Here is a 26,767-nt window from a genome sequence, read left to right as displayed (position 1 = left end):
CTTGATAAACCTGATGTAGCGGGCCTGGGCGCAGTCCAGCGAAGTGCTGGGCTGGAGTCATCGTCAAACAAAAAAGGGGCCCGAGGGCCCCAAGGGAAATCGAAGTGATCTCAGCCTTCGATTTCGATCAACACCTCGCCCGGATTGACCCGGTCGCCCTTGGCCACCCGTACCGCGGTGACGGTGCCGGCGATGGGGGACTGGATCTCGGTTTCCATCTTCATGGCTTCGGTGACCAGCACGCCCTGCCCGGCCTTGACCTGATCACCCTCCTTGACCAGCACCTCGACGATGTTGCCCGGCATGGTGGTGCTGACGTCACCCGGACGCTCCGCCTGGCGCCGCCGCTGACCGCCCTCGGCGACGAACTCACCGCTGGCTTCGAACACCACCTCTTCCGGCACCCCGTCGATGGACAGGTAGAAGTGCCGCTTGCCCTCGCTCTTGAGGCCGATACCGGTGATGTCCACCTGATAGGTCTCGCCATGCACGTCGACGCTGAAGGCGGTCGGCACGCCCTGGCCACCCACCGCGGCCACGCCATCGGCCGACGGCATGGGCAGCAGGGCTTCCGGCACCAGGGTCCCGGCGACGCGCTCCTCGAGGAACTTGCGCCCGATGTCAGGGAACATGGCAAAGGTCATCACGTCCTCTTCGCTCTTGGCTAGGTCGCCGATCTCGGCACGCAGGCGCGCCAGCTCGGGGCTGAGCAGATCGGCCGGACGCACCTCGATCACCTCTTCCTGGCCGATGGCCTGCTTGCGCAGCTGCTCGCAGATGGCGCCCGGCGCCTTGCCGTAGCGACCCTGCAGATAGAGCTTCACCTCGTTGGTGATGGTCTTGTAGCGCTCGCCGGCCAGCACGTTGAAGAAGGCCTGGGTGCCGACGATCTGCGAGGTCGGGGTCACCAGGGGCGGGTAGCCCAGGTCCTTGCGTACCCGCGGGATCTCTTCCAGCACCTCGTTCATGCGATTGAGGGCGCCCTGCTCGCGCAACTGGTTGGCCAGGTTGGAGATCATGCCGCCCGGCACCTGGTTGACCTGTACCCGGGTGTCGACCCCGGTGAATTCGCTCTCGAACTGGTGGTACTTCTTGCGCACCGCATGGAAGTACAGGCCGATTTCCTGCAGCAGTTCCAGGTTCAGACCGGTGTCGTAGGGCGTGTCGCGCAAGGCCGCGACCATGGACTCGGTCCCCGGGTGGCTGGTACCCCAGGCCATACTGGAGATCGCCGTATCGATGCGATCGGCGCCGTTTTCCACCGCTTTCAGCTGGCACATGGCGGCCACCCCGGCGGTGTCGTGGGAATGCACCACCACATGCAGGCTGAGGGCCGCCTTGAGCGCCTTGACCAGTTCGCCGGTGGCATAGGGCGTCAGCAGACCGGCCATGTCCTTGATGGCGATGGAGTCCACGCCCAGGTCGGCCATGCGCCGTGCCTGGTCGACGAAGGCCGCCACCGTGTGCACCGGGCTGGTGGTGTAGCAGAGGGTGCCCTGGGCATGCTTGCCGCTGGCCTTGACCGCGCGGATGGCGGTTTCCAGGTTACGCACATCGTTCATGGCATCGAAGATGCGGAAGACGTCGGTGCCATTGGCCGCGGCGCGCTCGACGAAGGCCTCGACCACGTCGTCGCTGTAGTGCCGGTAGCCGAGCAGATTCTGGCCGCGCAGCAGCATCTGCAGCCGGGTGTTGGGCAGTGCCTGGCGCAACTGGCGCAGACGCTCCCAGGGATCTTCCTTGAGGAAGCGCACGCAGGCGTCGAAGGTGGCGCCGCCCCAGACTTCCAGCGACCAGTAGCCGACCTGGTCGAGCTTGGCGCAGATCGGCAGCATGTCTTCGGTGCGCATGCGGGTCGCCAGCAGCGATTGGTGGGCGTCGCGCAGGATGGTGTCGGTGATCTGGATGCTTTTCATTGTTCTGTCGTCCTTACAGACCGGCGTGGGCGGCGATGGCGGCGGCTATGGCAATGGCCAGGTGCGTCGGGTTGCGCTTGATCGAGTACTGGGTCAGCTCCGGATGGCTTTCCACGAAGCTGGTGTTGAAGCGCCCGCTGCGGAATTCCGGATCGCGCAGGATGGCCTGGTAATAGGGCGCGGTGGTCTTTACCCCCTGCACACGCATGTCGTCCAGGGCGCGCAGGCCGCGATCCATGGCCTCTTCCCAGGTCAGCGCCCAGACGATCAGCTTGAGGCACATGGAGTCGTAGTACGGCGGGATCACGTAGCCGGTGTAGATGGCCGTGTCGGTGCGCACCCCCGGTCCGCCCGGCGCGTAGTAGCGGGTGATCTTGCCGAAGCTCGGCAGGAAGTTGTTCTTCGGGTCCTCGGCATTGATGCGGAACTGCAGGGCGAAACCACGGTGCAGGACGTCTTCCTGGGCGAAGGACAGCGGCAGCCCCGAGGCGATGCGGATCTGCTCGCGCACGATGTCGATGCCGGTGATTTCCTCGGTGATGGTGTGCTCCACCTGCACCCGGGTGTTCATCTCCATGAAATACACCTCGCCCTCGGCGAGCAGGAATTCCACGGTACCGGCGTTCTCGTAACCCACCGCCTTGGCCGCGCGCACCGCCAGGTCGCCGATATAGGCGCGCTGCTCGGGGGTCAGCTGGGGGCTGGGCGCGATCTCGATCAGCTTCTGGTTGCGCCGCTGGATGGAGCAGTCACGCTCGAACAGGTGCACGGTATTGCCGTGGCTGTCGGCGAGGATCTGCGCCTCGATGTGCTTGGGATTGACGATGCACTTCTCGAGGAACACCTCGGCCGAGCCGAAGGCCTTGGTCGCCTCAGAGATCACCCGTGGATAGGCCTGCTCCAGTTCCTCGCGGGAGTTGCAGCGGCGGATACCCCGTCCGCCCCCGCCGGAGGTAGCCTTGAGCATCACCGGATAACCGATACGATCGCCTTCGCGCAGGGCCTCGGCGATGTCCGCCACGTTGCCCTCGGTGCCGGGGGTGCAGGGCACGCCGGCGGCGATCATGCTGCGCCGCGCCTCGGTCTTGTCGCCCATGCGACGGATGACCTCGGCGGACGGTCCGATGAAGCGAATGCCGCGCTGGGCGCAGATTTCCGCCAGTTCGGCATTTTCGGAAAGGAAGCCATAGCCGGGATGCAGGGCATCGCAGCCGGTCTCCACGGCGAGGTTCACCAGCTTGCGCGGATTGAGATAGCCCTCCAGCGGATCGCTGCCGATCCCATGGGCCTCGTCGGCACGTTTCACGTGGAGCGCCTGGCGATCGGCGTCGGAGTAGACCGCTACCGAGCGAATGCCCATCTCGGCACAGGCACGCACGATGCGCACGGCGATCTCGCCCCGATTGGCGATAAGTATCTTCTTGATCACACCTGGCTCCTTGTCTGCTGCAGCCTGCAGCCGCTTGTTATTGCCGGTGACCTGAAGCTACGCCAGGGCCTCTCTTATGGAAAATAAATAATTGTTGGATACTCCATAAGTCATTCCTTATGGATCTCGCCGATGCCCATGCGCAAGCCGTTGATGCGACTCACCTTTCGCCAGTTGCAGGTGTTCGAGCCCGTCTGCGAGGCCTGCTCCTACAGCCGGGCGGCCGACATCATGGCGCTGACCCAGCCGGCGGTGAGCCTGCAGGTGCGTCAGCTCGAAGAGGTGGTGGGTGCGCCCCTGTTCAACTACCTCAATCGCACCCTCTACCTCACCGAGGCCGGCGAGGCCCTGCGCCAGACCGGTCGCGATCTCTTCGCCCGGCTGGGCAGCCTGGACATGCAGCTGTCGAATCTGCGCGGCGCCCTGCACGGCCAGCTGCGCCTGGGGGTGGAAAGCAGCGCCCAATACCTGGCGCCGCACTTGTTCAGCCAGTTCCGCAGCAGCCATCCCCAGGTCGACCTGGCGCTGACCGTGGGCAACCATGCCCGGGTGCTGCGTCGGCTGACGGAGAATCGCGAGGACGTGGCGCTGATGTCGGGGGTGCCGAGTGGCGCGGATCTGGATTTCCTGCCCTTGCTGGACAACGCCATCGTCGCCGTGGCGCGCCCGGGCCATGCCCTGGCCGGCCGCCATGGCCTGAGCCTGCGTGATCTGACGGCCTATCCGCTGCTGGTGCGCGAGGTCGGCTCCGGCACGCGCCAGGCCTGCGAGGACTACCTCAAGCAGAAGCGCGCGCACTTCGCCGAACAGCTGGAGATCGGCGCCTTCGAAGCGCAACGCGAGGCGGTCCGCGCCGGACTCGGGCTGGCCCTGCTGCCGCGCCAGGCCATTCGCAGCGATCTCGCCGCCGGCAGCCTGGTCGAGCTGGACGTCGCCGAGCTGCCGTTGCGCCGTTCCTGGTGCGTGGTCCAGGTCCGCGGCAAGCCGCTGTCGCCGGTGGCCCAGGCTTTCGTCGACTATCTGCGCGGCCAGCGCAGCCTGATCAATGCGTTAGGTATTGCCCTGGAGCCTGCTGCCGGCGCTGGGCCTGGCGCTCGTCCAGCAGCTGATTGAGAAACAGCAGTTCATCGAGTTCCACGGCAAGCCGCTGTTCCTCGGCTCGGGCCTCGATGGCTCGGCGGAATTTCATCCGCCGTTGATCCTGGAGCTTTCTGCGAGTCTTGCTGTCGAGACGAACGCTGGATTGCTGGATGAGAGCGGTCATGCCAATTCCTCCGGGCTGGGATCGGAATGGGCAGCTTCACCCCAACAGGTGACGGTTTGGCGACAGCGAGACGACTATTGGGTGTCGCTGTGCTTGGTCGACTTCGACGACAGCCGCAGACTGCGCAGGCTGCGCTTCACGCTCTTGAGATGCTCGACCAGCGCCGGACCACGGGACATGGCCACGCCCATGGCCAGTACATCGATCACCACCAGGTGGGCGATGCGCGAGGTCAGGGGCACATAGATGTCGGTGTCTTCGTGCACGTCGATGGCGATGTTGACCGTGGACAGGTCGGCCAGCGGCGTCTGGCCCGGGCAGATGGTGATCAGCGCCGCGCCGTTGTCGCGCACCAGATTGGCGGTGATCAGCAGGTCCTTGGAACGCCCCGACTGGGAGATGCAGATGGCCGCATCGGACGGTGTCAGGGTCGCCGCCGACATGGCCTGCATGTGCGGATCGGAATAGGCGGTGGCGCTGAGCTGCAGGCGAAAGAACTTGTGCTGGGCGTCGTTGGCCACCGAACCCGAGGCGCCGAAGCCGTAGAACATCACCCGTTGGGCCTTGGCGATCGCCTCGATGGCCGTTTCCAGCGCCCGCATGTCCAGGCGCTCGCGCACGTCCATGAGGGTGTGCAGGGTGGTGTCGAAGATCTTCAAGCTGAAGTCTTCCACCGCATCGTTCTCGTGGATGGCGAACTGGCCGAAACTGGCCCCCGCCGCCAGGCTCTGCGCCAGGCGCAGCTTGAGATCCTGGAAGCCATCGCAACCGATGGCCCGGCAGAAACGCACGATGGTGGGTTCGCTCACGCCGACGTTGTGGGCGAGGTCGGCCATGGAGCTGTGCATGACGGCAGCCGGATCCACCATGACCTGCTCGGCGACCTTGAGCTCCGACTTGCGCAGCAGGTGGCGGGATTGAGCAATGTGTTGCATGAGGTTCACAGGCGTATCTCGTCTAGCGGGCGGATGTAGTGCGTCGCACTTATACTACATAACGATCGCCAAGGCTCTTGGTCATTACGATTCAGCAGGGTCTTTTTCGCCCTCGCGCCAGTACTTGGTAGTCGCCCGGACAGGCGACTACCTGAGCCCGAGCAGCTTTTGAACCGCTCTGCGCAAGGCCTTGCGCAGATTCCCGAGCAATGGCGCACAGTAGTCCGCCCCCGTCTTGTAGTCCTTTTACAAGTCACTGATCAGAAAGGATTTTTCGGTTCTGGCGCGGCCTTTGTTAAGACCTGGTACCCGGGCCATGAAGCCCTATCACCAGGCAAGGAGAGCACCATGCCAACCCCCGCGTATCTGTCCCTCGAAGGCACCAAGCAAGGCCTGATCACCGCCGGCACCTTTACCGAAGACTCGGTCGGCAACATCTTCCAGGAAGGCCACGAAGACCAGATCCTGGTCCAGGCCTTCAATCACCAGGTGATCATTCCCCGCGATCCCCAGTCGGGTCAGCCCACCGGCCAGCGCGTGCACAAGCCGCTGATGATCACCAAGGTCTTCGACAAGGCCTCGCCGCTAATCTTCAATGCCCTCACCTCCGGCGAACGCCTCGGCAAGTGCCGCCTGGAGTGGTACCGCACCTCGGCCACCGGCACCCAGGAGCACTACTTCACCATCGAACTGGAGGACGCCATCATCGTCGACGTCCAGTCGCGCATGCCCAACTGCCAGGACCCGAGCATGGCGCACTTCACCCACCTGGAAGACGTCTACTTCACCTACCGCAAGATCGTCTGGACCCACGAGGTCTCCGGTACCTCCGGTTCCGATGACTGGCGCTCGCCGATCGCCGCCTGAGGCGCCGCTCCCACGCCTTCCCCCGAACCCCCGCCTCGCCTCCCATCCGTCCGGTTTGGCGCTCCTTCTACCGCATCGGTAGAATGCGGCGATGAATGACGACATCTCCCTGCTGCTCAATTCCCTCAACGATGCCCAGCGTCAGGCCGTGGCCGCGCCCCTGGGTCGCCAACTGGTCCTGGCCGGTGCCGGCTCGGGCAAGACCCGGGTGCTGGTGCACCGCATCGCCTGGCTGATCCAGGTCGAGCGCGCCTCGCCGCACTCCCTCCTCTCGGTGACCTTCACCAACAAGGCCGCCGCCGAGATGCGCCACCGCATCGAGCAATTGCTCGGCATGAGTCCCCAGGGCATGTGGGTCGGCACCTTCCACGGCCTCGCGCACCGTCTGCTGCGGGCCCACTGGCAGGAAGCTGGACTGTCGCAGAATTTCCAGATTCTCGACAGCGACGACCAGCAGCGCATCGTCAAGCGGGTGATCCGCGAGCTGGGCCTCGACGAGCAGCGCTGGCCGGCGCGCCAGGCGCAGTGGTTCATCAACGGTCAGAAGGACGAGGGCCTGCGGCCGCAGCATATCCAGGCCGCAGGCGATCTCTTCCTCAGCACCATGCGCAGCATCTACGAAGCCTACGAGGCGGCCTGCGCCCGTGCTGGAGTGATCGACTTCTCCGAGCTGCTGCTGCGCGCCCTGGATCTCTGGCGCAACAATCCCAGCCTGCTGGAACACTACCAGCGGCGCTTCCAGCACCTGCTGGTGGACGAATTCCAGGACACCAACGCCGTCCAGTACGCCTGGCTCAAGCACCTCGCCCAGAACGGCGCCAGCCTCATGGTGGTGGGCGACGACGACCAGTCCATCTATGGCTGGCGCGGTGCCAAGATCGAGAACATCCAGCAGTTCAACGAGGATTTCTCGGCCGAGATCATCCGCCTGGAGCAGAACTATCGCTCCACTGACACCATCCTCAAGGCCGCCAACGGCCTGATCGCCCATAACTTCGGTCGCCTCGGCAAGGAGCTGTGGACCGACACCGGCGAAGGCGAGGCGATCACCCTCTATGCCGGCTTCAACGAGCACGACGAAGCCCGCTACATCGTCGAAACCATCGAGAGCGAGTTTAAGAAGGGCAGCCGGCGCAGCGAGATGGCGATCCTCTACCGCTCCAACGCCCAGTCGCGGGTGCTGGAAGAGGCGCTGCTGCGCGAGAAGATCCCCTATCGCATCTATGGCGGTCTGAGATTCTTCGAGCGCGCCGAGATCAAGAACGCCATGGCCTACCTTCGGCTGATCCAGCATCGCCACGACGACGCCGCCCTGGAGCGGGTGATCAACGTGCCGCCGCGGGGCATCGGCGAGAAGACCGTGGAGGCCCTGCGCAGCGCCGCGCGGGCGCAGAACACCTCGCTATGGCAGGCGCTGCACGACCTGGTCGGCGCCCGCGCGGTGTCGGGTCGCGCCGCCTCGGCGCTCAACGTCTTCGTCGAGCTGGTCGATACCCTGGCCCTCAAGGCCGAGGACCTGTCCCTGCACAATCTCGTGCAACAGATCATCGAGCAGACCGGCCTGGTCACCTTCCACAAGGAAGAAAAGGGCGAGAAAGGCCAAGCACGGGTGGAAAACCTGGAAGAACTGGTCAGCGCCGCGCGTTCCTTCGATTTCAGCGGCGACGAGGAGATGACGCCCCTGGCGGCCTTCCTCGACCACGCCGCCCTGGAATCCGGGGACACCCAGGCCGACAGCCACGAAGACAGCGTCCAGCTGATGACCCTGCACAGCGCCAAGGGCCTGGAATTCCCCCTGGTGTTCCTCGCCGGCATGGAAGAAGGGCTGTTTCCGCACAAGATGAGCCTGGAGGAACCCGGCCGTCTGGAAGAGGAACGTCGCCTGGCCTACGTGGGTATCACCCGGGCCATGCGCCGCCTGGTGATGAGCTATGCGGAGACCCGCCGTCTCTACGGCAGCGAGACCTACAACAAGGTGTCGCGCTTCGTGCGCGAGGTACCGGACGGCCTGATCCAGGAGGTGCGCCTGTCCAATGCGGTCAAGCAGCCCTTCGCCGGCAGTCGTCCCAACCTCTTCGCCCAGGCACCGGTGCCGGAAACCACCTTCAGTCTCGGTCAGCCGGTGCGTCATGCGCTGTTCGGCGAAGGCGTCATCCTCAACTACGAGGGCTCCGGCGCCCATGCCCGGGTGCAGGTGAACTTCAAGTCCGAAGGCAGCAAGTGGCTGATGGTGAGCTACGCCAAGCTCGAACCCCTCTAGCGATGACCACCTCCTGGCTGTTCTGGGCGCTCCTGGCGGCGGCCTTCGCCGCCCTGACCGCCATCTTCGGCAAGCTGGGCGTGGAACACGTCAACGCCGATTTCGCCACCCTGTTGCGCACCCTGGTGGTCGTGGTGGTCCTGGCGGCCATCGTCCTGGCCACCGGACAGGCGCAACCCCTGGCCAGCATCGCCGGGCGCAGCTATCTGTTCCTGCTGCTTTCGGGTGTGGCCACCGGCCTGTCCTGGCTGTGCTACTACCGGGCGCTCAAGCTGGGCCCGGCATCGCTGGTGGCGCCAGTGGACAAGCTGAGCGTGGTGCTGGTGGCGATCTTTGGCGTGGCGCTGCTGGGTGAGCGCCTGGACCTGCGCCAGTGGTGCGGCATCGCCGCCATCGGCGGGGGCGTGCTGCTGCTCGCCTGGCGACCTTGAAGGGGCGCAGGAAAAGGGCCTGACCGCCGGTGGGAGATTGCCGGACGGCAGAAAGCGGCCAAGCCGATTTCCTGCATTGCGCATTCCCTTGCCATCGTCCCGTTCATTCAAACGGGCGACTTAGAGCGATTCTGCCGCGTCGATCCCCAGCCGGCAATGGCTGGATTGCGCAAAAGCGGGCTAATGGTGTCCGCCCTTGTCCTGCTCCAGGGTCTCGATGAAGGCGATCTGCAGTCGCGAATGGACGCGGATGAACCAGCGCCACAGCACCGCGATCACCACCACGGCGACTAGGCCGATCAGCAGCAACAGCTCGCCGCGTGGCAGGATGCTGCTGCTCAGAGCCGCCAGCAGCACCAGGATGCCGGCCAGCGACAGCAGCGGGATCAACTCGCTGACCAGTCGCCGCACCGGTTGCGTGTAGCGCCCGGCCTGGTTCTGCCTGACGCTGAGTTCGGCCATCAGCATGGCCAGGGCCTTGAGCTTGCGATAGGCGGCGATCAGGCAGGGCAGCGACAAGAGCAGAGCGCCACCCCAGATGCAGGCCTTCTGCAGATCGGCATCGGCGATCCAGGTGCCGAGCCAGCCCGCCAGGCCGCCGGCGAAATAGGCCCCGCCGAGGAAGATGGCGATGACCAGCGACAGGTTGATGCCGACCTGCAGCAGGATGCGTCTCATCATGCCGGCCAGGACCGCCTTCTCGCCCTGGGGCTGGATGCTGCGCAGCCATTCGCCATAGATGCCCAGCACCCGCTGCAGGGGCTGCGGCAGCCAGCGGCCGATCCACAGCGCCAGCGGATCGGCGGCCCTGATCAGATAGGGGGTGAGCAGCGTGGTGACCGCCGACACGGCCACCGCCACCGGATAGAGGAAATGGCTGGTGACGCCCAGGGTGATCCCCAGGGTGGCGATGATGAAGGAGAACTCGCCGATCTGCGCCAGACCCATGCCGACCCGCAGCGAAGTCCGGCCGTCGTTGCCGGCGATCAGCGTCCCCAGGCTGCAGGCGAGGATCTTGCCCAGGACCACGGCGACGCTGATCACGGTGATCGGCCAGGCGTATTCCACCAGCACCTTGGGATCGAGCAGCAGGCCGATGGCGACGAAGAAGATGGCGCTGAACATGTCGCGCAGCGGCTCCACCAGTGTCTCGATCTGCAGCAGCTGGCGCGATTCGGCCATGATGGCGCCGATCAGGAAGGCACCCAGCACCACGCTGTATTCCAGCTTGGCCACCAGCAGGCAGAAGCCGAAGCACAGCCCCAGCACCGTGATCAGCAGCATCTCGTTGCTTTCGAATTTGGCCACGTAGGCCAGCAGGCGTGGCACCAGCAGGATGCCGATGACCAGGGCCACGATCATGAACAGACTCAGCTTGCCCAGGGTCGAGGCTACCGCGCCCGGCGCCACCGAGCCGCTCACCGCCAGGCCCGACAACAGGGCGATGATGCCGATGCCAAGGATGTCCTCGACGATCAGCACGCCAAAGATCTGCTGGGCGAAGCGTTCGTGCTTCATCTTCAGCTCGTTGAGCGCCTTGACGATGATGGTGGTCGAGGAGATGGCCAGGATGGCGCCGAGGAACAGCGAATCCATGTGCGACCAGTCGAACATCTGCCCTACCTGGTACCCCAGCCAGAGCATCAGGCTGATCTCCAGGAAGGCGGCGATGAAGGCCGTGGCGCCCACCCGGAACAGCTTGCGCAGCGAGAATTCCAGGCCAAGGCTGAACATCAGGAAGATGACCCCCACCTCGGCGAGGGTCTTGATGCTTTCTTCGTCGTGGATCAGACCGAATGGCGGGGTGTGGGGTCCGATGATGAAGCCGGCGAGGATATAGCCCAGGACCACGGGCTGCTTGAGGCGATGGAAGAGGATGGTCACCACGCCGGCCACCAGCATGATGACGGCCATGTCCTGGATAAAAGCTAGAGCATGCATCGGCCGGGCCCTCCTCTGACGGGCCGGGCACTCTCCCGACACCTGCGCTGACTGGAGACCAAGACTAGCAGCTGCAAACTCTTGTGACGGACTTTGCAAAAATCTGTAACAGATTGATGTGCTTGAAAATTTTTAACGGTTGCAGGCACTTGGCGGCCTGCTTCCAGGGAACGCCGACAGGGCAAAATACCGAAACAATTCACGCTGGCTGTACTTGACCGGGCAGCGCAAGATGTATCCAACACCAGACTCTTCACAGAGAGAACACCACATGCAACGCCTGATGAGCATCTTCATGATCCTGTGCCTGGGCCTCACGCTCAGCCTGGATGCCAATGCCAAACGCATGGGCGCCGGCAAGTCCGCTGGCGCCGCGCCCATCCACCAGACCCGCCAGGCCGCGCCGACCCAGCAGCCGGGCATGGCCGCTCCCGCCGCCGGTGCTGGCGCCGCTGCCGCTGCCCGTCCCAGTGGCGCTTCGCGCTGGCTCGGCCCGCTGGCCGGTATCGCCGCCGGTGGTCTGCTGGCCTCCATGTTCATGGGTGACGGCTTCGAAGGCTTCCAGTTCTTCGACTTCCTGATCCTGGCCCTCATCGCCTTCGTGATCTTCCGCCTGATCGCCCGTCGCAAGCAGCAGGCCGGTCCGCAGCCCGCCGTGGCCGGTCATGCACCCATGCAGCGCGAGATACCCAACCAGCCCGGCAATGGCGGTCTGTTCGGCGGTGCCGCTGCCGGTGCCGCGCCGGTGATCAACGCCCCGAGCTGGTTCAATGCCGAGCGCTTCGTGGCCGCCGGTCGCGATCACTTCATGAGCCTGCAGCAGCACTGGGACGCCAACGAGATGGACAAGATCTCCGAGTTCGTCACCCCGCAGATGCTGCAGTGGCTGCGTGACGAGCGCGCTGCGCTGGGCGAAGGCTTCCAGTCCACCTACATCGAGAACCTGAACGCTACCCTGGACGGTGTCGAGGACCTGCAAGGCAAGACCATCGCCACCATCACCTTCAACGGTGTCTCCAAGGAATCGCGCTTCGACCAGGGTCAGCCGTTCAGCGAAAGCTGGCGCATGGAGCGCATGGCCGGCGAGAACCAGCCCTGGCTGCTGGCCGGTATCCGCCAGAACGCCTGATAAGGGCGCTTCATCGAAAAGCCCGGCTCTACGCCGGGCTTTTTCATGGGCGCCGCCTGCCGAACATCTCTCGAAACCGCTATCAAGTCCGCACGGAAGCTGCCGTTATCCCGGACTGAACTGCTAACCTTGCGCGCCTCTTTTCCCTTTATCCGGTGCGCATTTCGAGAGAGGCCTGCTATGGAAGACGTCATCGAACGCCTGCGTGAAGAAAACGAACCCGTTCCCGTACCCCTGGAGCTGCCCGACGAAGACCTGCTGGTCGAGATCGAGGAAGAACTGCTCATCAGTCTGCCGCCGGAATTCCGTGAATTCCTGCTGACCGCCAGCGACGTGGTCTATGGCCGTATCGAGCCGGTGACCGTCACCGATCCGCAGTCCCACACCTATCTGCCGGAAGTGGCCGCCACCGCCTGGGACGAAGGCCTGCCGCGTGAGTACATTCCCCTCTGCGCCAGCGATGACGGCTACTACTGCGTCAGCCAGGAAGGCGAGGTACTGTTGTGGGAAGACGGCGACCTGACCGACGAATCCTGGGATTCGGTGTGGATCTGGGCCCGCGACGTCTGGCTGGAAGGCTGACCGGGCCGGTACTGAACGACCCTGCCCGACATGGGTCTGGATAAGGCCATCACTTACGGAGGATGCGTCATGAGCACTCCTGTCGTCCTGATCACCGGCGCTGCGGGCGGCCTCGGCCGCGCCCTGGCGCAACGCTTCGCCCAGAGTCGCTGGCGCGTCGCCGCCGCCGACCGCGATGCCGAGGGCCTGCATGGGTTGAACGGCATCGTCGGCCTGGATTCCAGCGTGACCGCCGATATCTCCAGCGCCGAGGGCTGCCGCTCCCTGGTCAGCAAGGTCATGGCCCGTACCGGGCGCCTGGATGCCCTGATCAATGCCGCGGGCATCTGGCGCGAAGGCGAGGTGGAGACCTTTACCGAGGACGACTACGACCTGGTGATGGCTGTCAATCTCAAGGCCACCTTCTTCATGTGCTCGGCGGCCATCCCCTTCCTCAAGGAAAATCGCGGCGTCATCATCAATGTCGCTAGCGGCGCCGGGCGTCAACCCATCGCTGGTGCGGCGGCCTATGGTGCAGCCAAGGCGGCGGTGCGCTTCTTCAGCCAGAATCTGGCGGTGGAACTGGCGCGCGATGGTGTGCGGGTCAACGCCGTCTCGCCAGGCGACATCGACACCCCCATGCTGGACTTCCAGGCTGCCCACTACGGCAGCGGCGATCCGGCGGGCTATCGTCGCAATTTGCTCAATCGCTATCCGCAGGGCGAAACCGCGCGTTTCATCCAGCCGGAAGAGGTGGCCGAGTTCGTCTATTTCCTCTGCCAGCCCCAGGCGGCAGCCATTTCCGGCGCCGACCTGCCCATCGACTTCGGTCTCTCCGCCGGCCGTTGATGGCTGTGACAGACGGCGCCGCTGCGCCGTCTACAGGATTTCCCCTCGAGGATTCGCCCATGGAAGCCGGCAACCACCAGTTGAGCATGACCATCCTGATGACCCCGGACCTGGCCAACTTTTCCGGCAAGGTCCACGGGGGCGCGCTACTCAAGTATCTCGACGAAGTGGCCTATGCCTGCGCCAGCCGCTATGCCGGGCGCTACGTGGTCACGCTATCGGTGGACCAGGTGATCTTTCGCGAACCTATCCACGTCGGTGAGTTGGTGACCTTTCTCGCCTCGGTGAACTACACCGGGACCACCTCCATGGAGATCGGCATCAAGGTCATCACCGAGAACATCCAGCAACGCTCGGTACGCCATACCAACAGCTGTTTCTTCACCATGGTCGCCGTGGACGAAGACGGCAAATCCTGCCCGGTTCCCCAACTAGAACCGGCGACGACGGACGAGAAGCGGCGCTGTGTGCAGGCCCAGCAGCGTCGGCAGATCCGCCGGGAACTTCAAGAGCGCTATCAGGCACTCAAGGAAACCTTTTGAGTGTTGCTGGTTAGGTTGCCGTCGTTCGACGGCATCGGGCTCGGGCTCGGGCAATGCTCGACCATGGCGCGTCCCGTTATCCAGACCTAGAGCGACCCCAGCGGCCAGGGACTCCGCAGCCTGGTGATCTAACGACGTTGGATCTTGAAGTTGAAGGTCTTGGTCGCCTTGCGCGGCACGATCTGACCACCGGAAACCCGTGGGGCGAAGCGCCACTCGCCCAGCACCTCGAGCACGGCGCGCTCCAGTTGCTTGTTGGAGGCTTCCAGCACCTGGATGTCGGCCAGTCGACCGTCAGCGGTCACGGTGAACATCACCCGCACCTCGCCACCCACACCGCGACGACGGAGCATTTCCGGGTATTCCGGCGGTGTCATCTTGACCGGCCGGATATCGGCGTCGTCGATGCTGCCGTTAGGCAGACCCGCGGTCTTTGGCGGGCCGGACGCCGCCGCGGCCGGCGCCGGCTGACTGGGTGCAGCGGTGGCCGCAGGCGCGGGTGCCGGTGACGACGCGGCCTGGGCGACGGGCTCCGGAGCAGGCTCGACCTTTTTCGGCAGCGGCTTCTGCTGGCTGTGTTCGACCGGCTTGGGCTTCGGCTTGGGTTTGGGCTTTTCCACCACCGGCTTGGGCGGCTCCACCGGCTTCGGTGGCTCCACGGGCTTGGGAGGCTCCGGGGGCGGCGGTTCGGGTTGTGGCGGCGGCGGCGCGGGTGGTGCCGGGGTCGGTGCCGGGGGTTCAGGAACCGGTTTGGGCAACTGGATGAAGCTGACCTGCATGGGTTCGTCACCCTTGGCGATCTTCAACTCCGGCGGCGCCTGGACCACCATGAACAGTGCCGCTGCCATGCTGGCATGCATGATCAGCGACAGCGCCGAGGCGGCGCCCCAGCCGCGGCCACGCGGTGGCTGCTCGCCCGGCTCGGCCGCACCGACCGGGGTCAGTACCGGTGTCAGGATCTCTTCGTTACGCTCGGGCATGCGGAACGACAGGATGGTGGCAGAGGGCTCGCTTCGCTCGGCATTGACCCCGGCCACCGGCTCCACGTCGTCGGTCAGGGCGGCCCTGACCGGTCCCTGGACGGATTCCACCTCGTCACCGTCGGAACGCGCAGCGATTACAATGGGTTCAGGCTTGGCAAGCGACGTCGGAGCCATGGGAGCAATACGCAGAGGAAGTAAATTTAATAATCATTATCATTAACTGAACAAATTTGGCAACCTCAAATGTCGCGAATGGTCCCGCGCAGCGCCTTTTCAAGCGCCTCTAGATCCGGCCTCTCCTTCAGGATCAGCTCCAGCCGGTTGTCACGTCGCCACAGGGTCGGTTCCCAGCGAGCTTCTCCGGCGAGACCGTTATAGGCCTGCCAGCCGTCCGCCAGCTGCAGGACCGCCTTCAGTCTGAGTAGGCCAGGAAGACCTCCCAGCAGGGCCAGCAGCGCCGGCCCATCGAAGCTGTGACTGGAATGCCAGCGCCAACCGACGGCCTGGTGCCCCTCCTGAATATGGCTGAAGCGCAGCGGACGCCCCGGCAGCAGCAGTGCCTGCGGGCTGATGACGGCACCAGGCTCGGGCAGCTCGCTGCCAGTCGATGCCTCGGCATTTGCCAGGGGTAGTTCAGTTAAGGGGATCTGTCCGCCCTCGGTCCAGTACAGCGGCCGGTCGCCGAGTTGCGCAGGCAGGAGCGTCCGATCCAGACCGGCGCTCTTGTTGAGCACGACCAGACCGGCCTGCTCCAGCGCCTGTTGCTGGGCCTCCGGCAGGGGCTGGCCTTGCAGCACCTGCCGGGCATCCACTACCCAGATCAGGGGTTGCAGGCTCAGCACCCCGGCCCAGGGCGAGGCCTGGAGTTGCCGATAGAGGCTGGCGGGATGACCGAGACCGGAGGGCTCGATGAACAGCCGCTGCGGCCGGGCGCGTCGCAACAGCCGTGTGAGGGCCACCTGCAGGGGCACGCCCTGGACGCAGCACAGGCAACCACCCGGGACCTCGGCGATACTCAGGCCCTCGTCGTCCGGGGTCATCAGCGCCGCATCGAGTCCGACCTGGCCGAATTCATTGACCAGGATCGCCCACCGTTCATGGGCGGGACGCTGGGCAAACAGCTGGCGGATCAGGGTGGTCTTGCCGGCCCCCAGAGGACCGGCGATCACATGGGTCTTGATATCGGCGAGGCGCATGGCGGGAGGTCGAGTGCTAGAGTGGCGATTTGATCGAGGAGAGGGGCTGGAATGTGGCGATCGCTGATCCCGCTGCTGCTGTTGCCGTCACTGGCACTCGCCGATGCCTGCGTGATTCGCAGTCGTCAGGCCAGTGTGGACGTGCAGATCTGCCAGAGCAACATCGATATCCCCGCCCAGCTGTTTCGTGACGGCTTCTGCCAGCCGCAGCTCAAGGGTCAGCAGACCGAGGTGCGCTTCGTCGACCGCTGCCCGGTGGGCGAGATCGGTATCTGCCAGGGTGCACGCAGCCCGGGTGTGCCCTATCGGCAGGACATCCACTATTACGGCGAGCCCGGCGACGGCCGCTTCCTGGCCGTCGCCTGCAGTCAGCAGAATCAGGGTAGCTGGCGCGTACCCTGAGGTTCCACGTGGAACCGCTTATTCCACGGTCACCGACTTGGCCAGGTTGCGCGGCTGATCCACGTCGGTGCCCTTGAACACGGCCACGTGATAGGACAGCAGCTGCAGCGGGATGGTGTAGAGGATCGGCGACAGGGCGTCGTGGATGTGCGGCATGGGCACGATCCGCGTGCCCTCGCCCTCCTCGAAGGCGGCGCGCTCGTCGGCGAAGACGATCAGCTGACCACCGCGCGCCCGCACCTCCTGCAGGTTGGACTTGAGCTTTTCCAGCAACTCGTTGTTGGGCGCCACCGTCACCACCGGCATGTCGGCATCCACCAGCGCCAGGGGACCGTGCTTGAGTTCGCCGGCCGGATAGGCCTCGGCGTGGATGTAGGAAATCTCCTTGAGCTTGAGCGCGCCTTCCATCGCCACGGGATACTGCTCGCCCCGCCCCAGGAACAGGGTGTGGTGCTTCTCGGCAAAGGACTCGGCGAGCTTCTCGACCGTCTTGTCCATGGCCAGGGCTTCGTCCAGGCGCGCCGGCAGCCGGCGCAGCTCGGCCACCAGCTCGGCTTCGACACCGGCATCCAGGCGTTGCTGGCAGCGTCCCAGACTCAGGGTCAGCAACAGCAGGGAGACCAGCTGGGTGGTGAAGGCCTTGGTCGAGGCCACGCCGATCTCCGGACCGGCCTGGGTCAGGAAGCTCAGCTGGGATTCGCGTACCAGCGAGCTGGTCGCCACGTTGCAGATCGCCAGGCTGCTCAGATAGCCGGATTGCTTGGCCATCCGTAGCGCGGCCAGGGTATCGGCGGTCTCGCCGGACTGGGAGATAGTGACGAACAGGGTATCCGGGCTGACGGCGACGCGGCGATAGCGGAATTCGCTGGCCACCTCGACCTGGCAGGGAATCCCTACGTATTCCTCGATCCAGTAGCGCGCCACCGAACCGGCGTGGAAGCTGGTGCCGCAGGCGACGATCTGCACCTGGCGCACCTTGGCGAACAAGGCGGACGCCGAGGGACCAAAGGCCTCGGGCAGCACCTGCCCATCACCCAGGCGCCCTTCCAGGGTGCGCTGGACCACGCTGGGCTGCTCGTGGATCTCCTTGAGCATGAAGTGGCGATAGGCGCCCTTGTCGGCCGCCTCGCTGCCTTCGTGGTACTGCACCGTCTCGCGCTGGACCGGCACGCCGTTCACGTCCCAGAGGTGGACCTGATCCAGGCGGATCTCGGCCACGTCGCCCTCTTCCAGGTAGACGAAACGGTCGGTCACCTGACGCAGCGCCAGCTGGTCGGAAGCCAGGTAGTTCTCGCCCAGACCCAGGCCGATCACCAGGGGACTGCCGCTGCGGGTCGCCACCAGGCGATCCGGCTGCTGGCGCCAGACCGCCGCCAGGCCGTAGGCGCCGTGCAGCTCCTTGACCGCTGCCTTGAGCGCCGTGGTCAGGTCGCCGCTGTCCTGCAGCTTGAGGTGCAGCAGGTGGACGATGACCTCGGTGTCGGTCTGGGAGGTGAAGACATAGCCCTGAGCCTTGAGCTGAGCGCGCAGGGCTTCGTGGTTTTCGATGATGCCGTTGTGCACCACCGCCACCTCACCCTGGGAGAAATGCGGGTGGGCATTGGCTTCGGTGGGTGCACCATGGGTAGCCCAGCGGGTGTGGGCGATGCCCAGGCGACCGGCCAGGGGATCGGCCAGCAGCGCCGCTTCCAGCTCGCTGACCTTGCCGATGCGGCGCAGGCGCTGCAACTCGCCCTGGGCATCCAGCAGCGCCAGACCGGCACTGTCGTAGCCACGGTATTCCAGGCGCTTGAGACCCTCGACCAGAATGGCGGTGATGTTACGCTCGGCAATGGCGCCGACGATTCCACACATGCTTACCTCCCGTTGCCGTCTTATCCACAGCGACCCGGCAGGGCCGCCTGTGGATGACCTGATTGTCTAGTTTTCCACAGGGGCGCAGACCACCTGCACCCCCCGGGTTTCGATCGCCCGGGCTGCCTCGGCGGGCAGGCGCTCATCGGTGATGAGCACGTCCACCCTTTCCCAAGGTAGTTCCAGATTGGGAATTCGCCTGCCCAGCTTGCTTGCTTCGGCCATGACCACCACTTCCCGCGCTACCTCGGCCATCACTCGCGACAGCGACAGGTGCTCGTTGAAGGTGGTGGTACCACGCTCCGGATCGAGACCGTCGGCGCCGATGAACAGCTGGTCGAAGTCGTAGGATCTGAGCACCTGCTCGGCGACCTGGCCCTGGAAGGATTCCGAATGCGGATCCCAGGTGCCGCCGGTCATCAGCAGCATGGGTTCCTGCTCCAGCTCGCGCAGCGCCATGGCCACCTGCAGGGAATTGGTCATGACCACCAGCCCCGGGCGGCGATCAAGCTGGGGAATCAGCGCCGCCGTGGTGCTGCCGCAGTCGATGATGATCCGTGCATGTTCGCGCAGGCGCTGGGCCGCGGCCCGGGCGATGGCCTGTTTGAAGGGCGACGCCTGGGGCGGTGCCTCGGCCAGCAGTTCCTGGGGCATGGCCACCGCGCCGCCGTAGCGACGCAGCAGCAGGCCATTGCGCTCGAGGGCGGCCAGGTCCTTGCGGATGGTGACCTCGGAGGTCTCCAGCTGACGGGCCAGCCCATCCACGCTGACCTCGCCCTGCTCCTGGAGCTGGGCGAGGATGGCATGACGGCGCTGCGCGGTATTGCGACGGGTCATAAATTTCGATTCGAAAGATAATAGATCGAATCAAAACCTAATAGCGAGCGGCCGTCAAGTCTTGGGGGCCTTCTTCGGTCGCTGCCAGCCGGTCTTGTTGACCTGCCGGGCCCGCCCCAGCGCCAGGGTATCGGCGGGGACATCTGCCGTGATGACCGAGCCAGCCGCCGTGGTCGCGCCCGCGCCGAGGCTGACCGGAGCCACCAGCGAACTGTTGGAACCCACAAAGACATCCGCGCCGATTTCGGTTCGAAACTTGTTGGCGCCATCGTAGTTGCAGGTGATGGTGCCTGCCCCTATGTTGCTGTCCGGACCTATGCTGGCATCACCCAGGTAGCTCAGGTGCCCGGCCTTAGCGCCGGCCTGCAGATGGGCGTTCTTCAGTTCGACGAAGTTGCCCACATGGGCCTTGCTGCCCAGTTCGCTGCCGGGGCGCAGGCGAGCGAACGGACCGACGTCGGCGCCCTCCCCTACCACGGCGCCGTCCAGATGACTGTTGGCCTTGATGATGGCGCCGCGCTTGAGCACGCTGTCCTTGATCACGCAATTCGGGCCGATGCTCACGCCGTCCTCCAGCACCACCCGACCCTCGAGAATGACGTTGACGTCGATGGAGACGTCGCGGCCGGCCTCTACCTGCCCGCGCTGATCGAAGCGCAGGGGGTCCAGCAGGGTCACGCCCTGCAGCATCAGGCGCTCGGCGGCGCGCTGCTGGAAGTGCCGCTCCAGCTGGGCCAGTTGCCGGCGATCGTTGGCGCCCTGGACTTCCATGGCATCCGCCGGCTGGCTGGTGGCGATGGTCAGGCCGTCCGCCACCGCGAGGGCGATGACGTCGGTCAGGTAATACTCGCCCTGGGCATTGCTGTTGGACAGGCGGCCCAGCCAGTCCGCCAGTCGCCGACCGGGTACCGCGAGGATGCCGGTATTGCCTTCGCGAATGGCGCGCTGGACGTCGCTGGCGTCCTTGTGCTCGACGATGGCGGTGACCCGCCCCTGCTCATCGCGCAGGATGCGACCATAGCCGGTGGGATCGTCCAGCTCCACGGTCAGCAGCGCCAGGTGACCGTCATCCACCTGCTGCAGCAGGCGTTGCAGGGTCTCGGTCTGGATCAGGGGGACATCGCCATAGAGGATCAGCACCCGCTCCGCCGTCAGCGCCGGCGCCGCCTGGGCCACGGCATGCCCGGTGCCGAGCTGCTCGGCCTGGACCACGAAACTCACGTCGTCGGCGGCCAGCTGGCTGCGGACCTGGTCGGCGCCATGCCCGATGACGACGTGGATGCCGGCCGGCTGCAATTCACGGGCGCGGTCGAGGGCATGCCCCAGCATGCTGCGACCGGCCACAGGATGCAGCACCTTGGGTAGAGCGGATCTCATGCGGGTGCCCTGGCCAGCAGCCAGGATGACGATTTCCAGGGACATCGGAACCTCGGAGACAGGAGGAAGAGTCGGGCCGGCGACCGAAGGCGACAGGCACCCTTCGAGTCCGACCACGCGAAATTTCTCGCCCACTTTTCGGGCGACAAAAGAAAAGGGTAGCCGAAGCTACCCTTGTCGTTACAGCCTGACCTTGCGCTTAGCGCTTGGCCTGCCGCTTGAGCTGCTGAATGGTGCGCAGCTGGGCGGCGGCTTCGGCGAGCTGAGTGGCGGCAGCGGTGTAGTCGAACTCCGTGCCCTTGTCGCTCAGGGCTGCCTCGGCGCGCTGCTTGGCTTCCAGAGCGGCAGCTTCGTCGATGTCACCGGCGCGGCTGGCGGTATCGGCCAGCACCTCGACGACATTCGGCTGCACTTCCAGGAAACCACCGGAGATGTAGAACACCTCCTCGACGCCCCCGGCCTTGACCAGGCGGATGGGGCCCGGTTTCAGATCGGTGAGCAGCGGCGCATGGCCCGGGGCGATACCCAGATCACCCAGGTGGCCGTGGGCGATGATCATCTCCACCGCGCCGGAGAAGATTTCCCCTTCCGCGCTGACGATGTCGCATTGGACTGTCTTGGCCATAGCGTGCCTCTAAGAGCGCCCGTCGCCGGGCGCGGCAGTTACAGTTTCTTGGCTTTCTCGATGGCTTCGTCGATGCCGCCGACCATGTAGAACGCCTGCTCGGGCAGGTGATCGTAGTCGCCACGCAGGATCCCGGAGAAGCCGGCGATGGTGTCCTTGAGGGACACGTACTTGCCAGGCGAACCGGTGAAGACCTCGGCCACGAAGAACGGCTGGGACAGGAAGCGCTGGATCTTACGAGCACGGGATACCAGCTGCTTGTCGGACTCGGACAGTTCGTCCATGCCCAGGATCGCGATGATGTCCTTCAGCTCCTTGTAGCGCTGCAACACGTACTGAACACCGCGAGCGGTGTCGTAGTGCTCCTGGCCGATCACGTTCGGGTCCAGCTGGCGCGAGGTGGAGTCCAGGGGATCGACCGCCGGGTAGATACCCAGGGAGGCGATGTCACGGGACAGAACCACGGTGGCGTCCAGGTGGGCGAAGGTGGTCGCCGGGGACGGGTCGGTCAAGTCATCCGCAGGGACGTAAACGGCCTGGACGGAGGTGATCGAACCCAGCTTGGTAGAGGTAATGCGCTCCTGCAGGACACCCATCTCCTCGGCCAGGGTCGGCTGGTAGCCCACCGCGGACGGCATACGACCCAGCAGCGCGGACACTTCGGTGCCGGCCAGGGTGTAGCGGTAGATGTTGTCGACGAACAGCAGGACGTCACGGCCTTCGTCACGGAATTTCTCGGCCATGGTCAGACCGGTCAGGGCCACGCGCAGACGGTTGCCCGGCGGCTCGTTCATCTGGCCATAGACCAGGGCGACCTTGTCCAGGACGTTGGAATCCTTCATCTCGTGGTAGAAGTCGTTCCCTTCACGGGTACGCTCGCCCACGCCGGCGAACACGGAATAACCGCTGTGCTCGATGGCGATGTTACGGATGAGTTCCATCATGTTGACGGTCTTGCCCACGCCGGCGCCGCCGAACAGGCCGACCTTGCCGCCCTTGGCGAAGGGGCAGACCAGGTCGATGACCTTGATGCCGGTTTCCAGCAGATCGTTACCACCGGCCTGCTCGGCATAGGACGGGGCCTTGCGGTGGATTTCCCAACGCTCTTCCTCGCCGATGGGGCCGGCTTCGTCGATGGGGTTGCCCAGCACGTCCATGATGCGGCCGAGGGTCTTGACGCCGACCGGGACCTTGATGGCCTCGCCGGTGTTGCCCACGTTCAGGCCGCGCTTGAGGCCTTCGGTGCTGCCCATGGCGATGGTCCGGACCACGCCGTCGCCCAGCTGCTGCTGGACTTCCAGGGTGGTTTCGGCACCCTGCACCTTGAGGGCGTCATAGACGCGCGGTACCGCGTCGCGCGGGAATTCCACGTCGATCACGGCGCCAATGATTTGTACGATACGTCCGCTACTCATTTCGCGTTCCTCGAATGTTTAAGCTGTCCGTCAGACCGCGGCGGCGCCGCCGACGATTTCCGAAATTTCCTGGGTGATCGCAGCCTGGCGAGCCTTGTTGTAGACCAGCTGCAGGTCCTTGATGAGATCGCCGGCGTTGTCGGTGGCGTTCTTCATCGCGATCATCCGCGCGGCCTGTTCGCTGGCAGCGTTCTCGACCACGGCCTGGTACACCTGGGATTCCACGTAGCGCACCAGCAGACCGTCGAGCAGGGTCTTGGCGTCGGGCTCGTAGAGGTAGTCCCAATGCTTGCCCTGCAGCTCACCGCCCTCGCTTGGCACCAGCGGCACCAGCTGCTGGATGGTCGGCTTCTGGGTCATGGTGTTGACGAAGACGTTGGACACCACGTACAGACGGTCGATACGGCCGTTCAGGTAGGCATCCAGCATCACCTTGATGCTGCCGATCAGATCGCCGATCGCCGGGGCTTCGCCGAGGTGGCTGATGGCCGCGACCACGTTGCCGCCGAAGCTGCGGAAGAAGGAGGCACCCTTGGCCCCGATCACCGCCAGATCGATTTCCACGCCCTTGCCGCGCTGGTCGCTCATGTCGCGAACCAGAGCCTTGAACAGGTTGGTGTTCAGACCACCGGCCAGACCCCGATCGGAGCTGACCACGATGTAGCCGACGCGCTTGACCTCGCGCTCCACCATGAAGGCATGGCGGTACTCGGGATTGGCGTTGGCCAGGTGGCCGATCACAGCGCGGATGCGCTCGGCATAAGGCTTGCTGGCAGCCATGCGGGCCTGAGCCTTACGCATCTTGCTGACCGCAACCTTTTCCATGGCGCTGGTGATCTTCTGTGTGCTTTTGATGCTCGCGATCTTGCCGCGAATCTCTTTTGCGCCTGCCATGTGACACCTATCGGGTTGGCAAACGGGGGCTGGCGCCCCCGTCGCGGCTTACCAGGTTTGCGTGGCCTTGAACTTCTCGATTCCCGCCTTGATGCCGGCGTCGATCTCGTCGTTGAAGTCGCCCTTCACGTTGATCTTGGCCATCAGGTCGGCGTGATCGCGGTTGAAGTAGGCGATCAGGGCCTGCTCGAAGCTACCGATCTTGTCCAGGGACACATCGCTTAGGAAACCACGCTCGGCGGCGTACAGGCTCAGGGACATCTCGGCGATGGACATGGGCGCGTACTGCTTCTGCTTCATCAGCTCGGTGACGCGCTGACCATGCTCGAGCTGCTTGCGGGTGGCTTCGTCCAGGTCCGAGGCGAACTGGGCGAAGGCCGCCAGTTCACGGTACTGGGCCAGCGCGGTACGGATACCGCCGGACAGCTTCTTGATGATCTTGGTCTGGGCCGCACCACCCACACGGGATACCGAGACACCGGCGTTGACCGCCGGGCGGATGCCCGAGTTGAACAGGCCGGCTTCCAGGAAGATCTGGCCGTCGGTGATGGAGATCACGTTGGTCGGAACGAAGGCGGACACGTCGCCGGCCTGGGTCTCGATGATCGGCAGCGCGGTCAGCGAGCCGGTCTTGCCGGTCACGGCGCCGTTGGTGAACTTCTCGACGTAGTCGGCGGAGACCCGGGAAGCGCGCTCGAGCAGACGGCTGTGGAGATAGAACACGTCGCCGGGATAGGCTTCACGGCCCGGCGGACGACGCAGCAGCAGGGAGATCTGGCGATAGGCCACGGCCTGCTTGGACAGATCGTCATAGACGATCAGGGCGTCTTCACCGCGGTCGCGGAAGTATTCGCCCATGGTGCAACCCGAGTAGGGCGCGAGGAACTGCAGGGCAGCCGATTCGGACGCACTGGCCGCCACCACGATGGTGTTGTGCAGAGCGCCGTTCTCTTCCAGCTTGCGCACCACGTTGGCGATGGTCGACTGCTTCTGACCAATGGCGACGTAGACGCAGCGGATGCCGCTGTTCTTCTGGTTGATGATGGCATCGATCGCCATGGCGGTCTTGCCGATCTGACGGTCACCGATGATCAGCTCACGCTGACCGCGGCCTACCGGGATCATGGCATCGACGGCCTTGTAGCCGGTCTGCACCGGCTGGTCGACCGACTGACGCCAGATCACGCCCGGTGCGACCTTCTCGACGGCGTCGGTGGCGCTGGCGTTCAGCGGACCCTTGCCATCGATGGGGTTGCCCAGGGCGTCGACGACGCGGCCCAGCAGTTCCGGACCAACCGGGACTTCCAGGATGCGGCCGGTGCACTTGGCGCTCATGCCTTCGGCCAGACCCAGGTAGCTACCCAGGACCACGGCGCCGACGGAGTCCTGCTCCAGGTTCAGCGCCATGCCGTAGATGCCGCCGGGGAATTCGATCATTTCGCCGTACATGACGTCGGCCAGACCGAAGATCCGCACGATACCGTCAGACACGCTGACGATGGTGCCTTCGTTGCGGGCTTGCGAGGTCACGTCGAGCTTGTCGATGCGACCCTTGATGATTTCACTAATTTCGGAAGGATTGAGTTGCTGCATGCTACTGCCCCTTCAAACTCAAGGTTTCAACGCTTCGGCCAGTTGCGCGAGCTTGCCGCGAACGGAGCCATCGATTACCAAGTCGCCGGCGCGGATAACCACACCGCCGATCAGGCTCGCATCCTCGGATGCATTTAGTCGCACTTGTCGACCTAGCCTTGCGCTGAGAGCCTTGGCGAGTTTGTCTTGCTGTTCGTCGCTCAGGGCGAAAGCACTGGTGACTTCCGCCTCGATGGATTTTTCCTGCTCGGCCTTGTACGCCTCGTAGATCTCGGCGATGGCCGGGAACAGGTCGATCCGGTTGTTTTCTGCCACGGTCCGAACGAAGTTCTGGGACTGTGCATCCAGCTGATCGCCACATACATCGATGAGCAATCCGGCCTTGGCGTCCGCAGTCAACTGCGGCTGCTGAAGCAGCTGGCGCACGGCCCCATCTTGGGATACCGCGGCGAGCAGCCCTAGCGCGGCCGACCATTGGGTCAGCTGCTGCTGGGACTGTGCGAACTCGAAAGCCGCCTTGGCATAGGGCCGGGCCAGCGTGTTCAGTTCTGCCATTGGTGGCCTCGCTTAGATTTCCGCTGCCAGTCGGTCGACCAACTGGGCATGAGCATTGGCATCAACGGTCGATCCGAGGATCTTCTCGGCACCGGCCACGGCCAGCACGCCGACGCGAGCACGCAAGGCGTCCTTCGCGGTGTTGATTTCCTGCTCGATTTCCGCCTGAGCCTGCGCCTTGATCCGGTCGCCTTCGGCACGGGCCTTGGCCTGTGCGTCCTCGACGATCTGAGCGGCACGCTTGTTGGCTTGCTCGATGATCTCGGCTGCCTGACCCTTGGCTTCGTTCACTTTCTGGTTGGCTTGCTGCTGTGCCACTTCCAGATCACGAGCCGCGCGGTTGGCAGCGTCAAGGCCATCGGCAATCTTCTTCTCACGCTCACGCAGCGCCGAGATGATCGGCGGCCACACGTACTTCATGCAGAAGAGCACGAAGATGAAGAAGGCAACGGACTGGCCTATCAGGGTTGCATTAATGTTCACGCCAACACCTCGCTCGTTCGTTGTCCATCAGTCCTGCCTACACCCGTGAGGGTGATCAGCCGGCGATCTGACCAACGAAGGGGTTAGCGAAGGTGAAGAACAGGGCGATACCAACACCGATCATGGTCACGGCGTCGAGCAGACCGGCGACGATGAACATCTTGACTTGCAGCATCGGAACCATTTCCGGCTGACGAGCGGCGCCTTCGAGGAACTTGCCACCCAGCAGACCGAAGCCAATGGCGGTACCCAGAGCGCCCAGGCCAATCAGCAGAGCAACGGCGATCGCGGTCAAACCAACTACAGTTTCCATCTTTCCTCCCGACTTTTTTAGTCGTCTTGGTTAAGGTTGAAGCGAAAAAGTTTTCCCAAGTTACCCGGCGGACAACGTCCTCCGGGACTCACGGCAGAACCGCCTCCGGACGCCGT

The 26,767-nt window shown here is 64.6% G+C and carries 26 protein-coding genes; 9 read left to right on the top strand and 17 right to left on the bottom strand.

Going from position 1 to position 26,767, the window contains the following annotated elements:
- Positions 1-110: 110 nt before the first annotated feature.
- A complete protein-coding gene (gene oadA, locus GSQ95_RS00435; protein WP_158890721.1) occupies positions 111-1,916 on the bottom strand; it encodes a sodium-extruding oxaloacetate decarboxylase subunit alpha in 1,806 nt (601 codons plus the stop codon).
- Positions 1,917-1,929: 13 nt separating this feature from the next.
- Positions 1,930-3,345, bottom strand: coding sequence for an acetyl-CoA carboxylase biotin carboxylase subunit (locus tag GSQ95_RS00430; RefSeq protein ID WP_158890719.1), 1,416 nt, complete (start codon positions 3,343-3,345; stop codon positions 1,930-1,932).
- 138 nt (positions 3,346-3,483) lie between these two features.
- Between GSQ95_RS00430 and GSQ95_RS00425 the strand changes: the two genes are divergently transcribed.
- Positions 3,484-4,458 carry a LysR family transcriptional regulator gene (locus tag GSQ95_RS00425; protein ID WP_178118377.1) on the top strand — a complete coding sequence of 325 codons (975 nt, stop codon included), beginning with the start codon at positions 3,484-3,486 and terminating at the stop codon, positions 4,456-4,458.
- Here GSQ95_RS00425 and GSQ95_RS00420 read toward each other — a convergent pair.
- Positions 4,388-4,609 carry a PA3496 family putative envelope integrity protein gene (locus GSQ95_RS00420; protein ID WP_081594569.1) on the bottom strand — a complete coding sequence of 74 codons (222 nt, stop codon included), beginning with the start codon at positions 4,607-4,609 and terminating at the stop codon, positions 4,388-4,390. The genes GSQ95_RS00425 and GSQ95_RS00420 overlap by 71 nt on opposite strands.
- A 74-nt stretch (positions 4,610-4,683) precedes the next feature.
- Complete coding sequence (hexR, locus tag GSQ95_RS00415; protein ID WP_017639169.1) at positions 4,684-5,553, bottom strand: transcriptional regulator HexR; 870 nt, start codon at positions 5,551-5,553, stop codon at positions 4,684-4,686.
- A 339-nt stretch (positions 5,554-5,892) separates the two neighbouring features.
- Between hexR and GSQ95_RS00410 the strand changes: the two genes are divergently transcribed.
- From GSQ95_RS00410 to GSQ95_RS00400, 3 genes are all read left to right on the top strand, one after another.
- Positions 5,893-6,411 (top strand): Hcp family type VI secretion system effector, encoded by a 519-nt coding sequence (locus tag GSQ95_RS00410; protein ID WP_017639168.1) that lies wholly within the window; start codon positions 5,893-5,895, stop codon positions 6,409-6,411.
- A gap of 91 nt (positions 6,412-6,502) precedes the next feature.
- Positions 6,503-8,671 (top strand): DNA helicase II, encoded by a 2,169-nt coding sequence (gene uvrD / locus GSQ95_RS00405; protein WP_158890715.1) that lies wholly within the window; start codon positions 6,503-6,505, stop codon positions 8,669-8,671.
- Positions 8,672-8,673: 2 nt separating this feature from the next.
- A complete protein-coding gene (locus tag GSQ95_RS00400; protein ID WP_007160104.1) occupies positions 8,674-9,102 on the top strand; it encodes an EamA family transporter in 429 nt (142 codons plus the stop codon).
- Between the two features lie 180 nt (positions 9,103-9,282).
- On the opposite strand, the gene GSQ95_RS00395 is transcribed toward GSQ95_RS00400, so the two are convergent.
- Complete coding sequence (locus GSQ95_RS00395) at positions 9,283-11,043, bottom strand: cation:proton antiporter (protein ID WP_158890713.1); 1,761 nt, start codon at positions 11,041-11,043, stop codon at positions 9,283-9,285.
- 271 nt (positions 11,044-11,314) lie between these two features.
- Between GSQ95_RS00395 and GSQ95_RS00390 the strand changes: the two genes are divergently transcribed.
- From GSQ95_RS00390 to GSQ95_RS00375, 4 genes are all read left to right on the top strand, one after another.
- Positions 11,315-12,172 (top strand): Tim44 domain-containing protein, encoded by an 858-nt coding sequence (locus GSQ95_RS00390; RefSeq protein WP_158890711.1) that lies wholly within the window; start codon positions 11,315-11,317, stop codon positions 12,170-12,172.
- 180 nt (positions 12,173-12,352) lie between these two features.
- Complete coding sequence (locus GSQ95_RS00385) at positions 12,353-12,754, top strand: SMI1/KNR4 family protein (protein ID WP_158890709.1); 402 nt, start codon at positions 12,353-12,355, stop codon at positions 12,752-12,754.
- A 69-nt stretch (positions 12,755-12,823) separates the two neighbouring features.
- Entirely contained in the window at positions 12,824-13,582 is a 759-nt protein-coding gene (locus tag GSQ95_RS00380; protein WP_027598710.1) for an SDR family NAD(P)-dependent oxidoreductase, read from the top strand.
- A 59-nt stretch (positions 13,583-13,641) separates the two neighbouring features.
- Positions 13,642-14,124, top strand: coding sequence for an acyl-CoA thioesterase (locus GSQ95_RS00375; protein ID WP_133860207.1), 483 nt, complete (start codon positions 13,642-13,644; stop codon positions 14,122-14,124).
- Positions 14,125-14,252: 128 nt separating this feature from the next.
- Here GSQ95_RS00375 and GSQ95_RS00370 read toward each other — a convergent pair whose 3' ends face one another.
- Entirely contained in the window at positions 14,253-15,215 is a 963-nt protein-coding gene (locus tag GSQ95_RS00370) for an energy transducer TonB (RefSeq protein ID WP_158890805.1), read from the bottom strand.
- Positions 15,216-15,346: 131 nt separating this feature from the next.
- On the bottom strand, positions 15,347-16,303 hold the full coding sequence (locus GSQ95_RS00365; RefSeq protein ID WP_158890707.1) for a GTP-binding protein: 957 nt from the start codon (positions 16,301-16,303) through the stop codon (positions 15,347-15,349).
- 51 nt (positions 16,304-16,354) lie between these two features.
- On the opposite strand from GSQ95_RS00365, the gene GSQ95_RS00360 reads away from it, so the two are divergent.
- Entirely contained in the window at positions 16,355-16,705 is a 351-nt protein-coding gene (locus tag GSQ95_RS00360) for an NADH:ubiquinone oxidoreductase (RefSeq protein WP_158890705.1), read from the top strand.
- An 18-nt stretch (positions 16,706-16,723) separates the two neighbouring features.
- On the opposite strand, the gene glmS is transcribed toward GSQ95_RS00360, so the two are convergent.
- The 10 genes from glmS to atpE all read right to left on the bottom strand — a co-directional run bounded on the left by glmS (position 16,724) and on the right by atpE (position 26,651).
- Positions 16,724-18,559 carry a glutamine--fructose-6-phosphate transaminase (isomerizing) gene (gene glmS / locus GSQ95_RS00355; RefSeq protein ID WP_158890703.1) on the bottom strand — a complete coding sequence of 612 codons (1,836 nt, stop codon included), beginning with the start codon at positions 18,557-18,559 and terminating at the stop codon, positions 16,724-16,726.
- A gap of 66 nt (positions 18,560-18,625) precedes the next feature.
- Positions 18,626-19,396 carry a DeoR/GlpR family DNA-binding transcription regulator gene (locus GSQ95_RS00350; RefSeq protein WP_133860212.1) on the bottom strand — a complete coding sequence of 257 codons (771 nt, stop codon included), beginning with the start codon at positions 19,394-19,396 and terminating at the stop codon, positions 18,626-18,628.
- Between the two features lie 54 nt (positions 19,397-19,450).
- Complete coding sequence (gene glmU / locus GSQ95_RS00345) at positions 19,451-20,818, bottom strand: bifunctional UDP-N-acetylglucosamine diphosphorylase/glucosamine-1-phosphate N-acetyltransferase GlmU (protein ID WP_158973723.1); 1,368 nt, start codon at positions 20,816-20,818, stop codon at positions 19,451-19,453.
- Positions 20,819-20,972: 154 nt separating this feature from the next.
- Entirely contained in the window at positions 20,973-21,398 is a 426-nt protein-coding gene (locus GSQ95_RS00340) for a F0F1 ATP synthase subunit epsilon (protein ID WP_133860214.1), read from the bottom strand.
- Between the two features lie 38 nt (positions 21,399-21,436).
- Positions 21,437-22,813 carry a F0F1 ATP synthase subunit beta gene (atpD, locus tag GSQ95_RS00335; RefSeq protein ID WP_059228664.1) on the bottom strand — a complete coding sequence of 459 codons (1,377 nt, stop codon included), beginning with the start codon at positions 22,811-22,813 and terminating at the stop codon, positions 21,437-21,439.
- A 30-nt stretch (positions 22,814-22,843) separates the two neighbouring features.
- Complete coding sequence (atpG, locus tag GSQ95_RS00330) at positions 22,844-23,707, bottom strand: F0F1 ATP synthase subunit gamma (RefSeq protein WP_158891411.1); 864 nt, start codon at positions 23,705-23,707, stop codon at positions 22,844-22,846.
- 48 nt (positions 23,708-23,755) lie between these two features.
- Positions 23,756-25,300, bottom strand: a complete 1,545-nt coding sequence (atpA, locus tag GSQ95_RS00325; RefSeq protein WP_017641467.1) for a F0F1 ATP synthase subunit alpha — start codon at positions 25,298-25,300, stop codon at positions 23,756-23,758.
- An 18-nt stretch (positions 25,301-25,318) separates the two neighbouring features.
- Positions 25,319-25,855 carry a F0F1 ATP synthase subunit delta gene (locus GSQ95_RS00320; RefSeq protein ID WP_158891413.1) on the bottom strand — a complete coding sequence of 179 codons (537 nt, stop codon included), beginning with the start codon at positions 25,853-25,855 and terminating at the stop codon, positions 25,319-25,321.
- Between the two features lie 12 nt (positions 25,856-25,867).
- Positions 25,868-26,338 (bottom strand): F0F1 ATP synthase subunit B, encoded by a 471-nt coding sequence (locus GSQ95_RS00315; RefSeq protein ID WP_007160122.1) that lies wholly within the window; start codon positions 26,336-26,338, stop codon positions 25,868-25,870.
- Positions 26,339-26,393: 55 nt separating this feature from the next.
- Positions 26,394-26,651 carry a F0F1 ATP synthase subunit C gene (atpE, locus tag GSQ95_RS00310; RefSeq protein ID WP_003097235.1) on the bottom strand — a complete coding sequence of 86 codons (258 nt, stop codon included), beginning with the start codon at positions 26,649-26,651 and terminating at the stop codon, positions 26,394-26,396.
- Positions 26,652-26,767: the final 116 nt, after the last annotated feature.

Source organism: Pseudomonas sp. BAV 4579 (assembly GCF_009765395.1).
Lineage (GTDB): Bacteria > Pseudomonadota > Gammaproteobacteria > Pseudomonadales > Pseudomonadaceae > Chryseomonas > Chryseomonas aestiva.
This window is presented reverse-complemented; position numbering and strand designations above follow the sequence as displayed.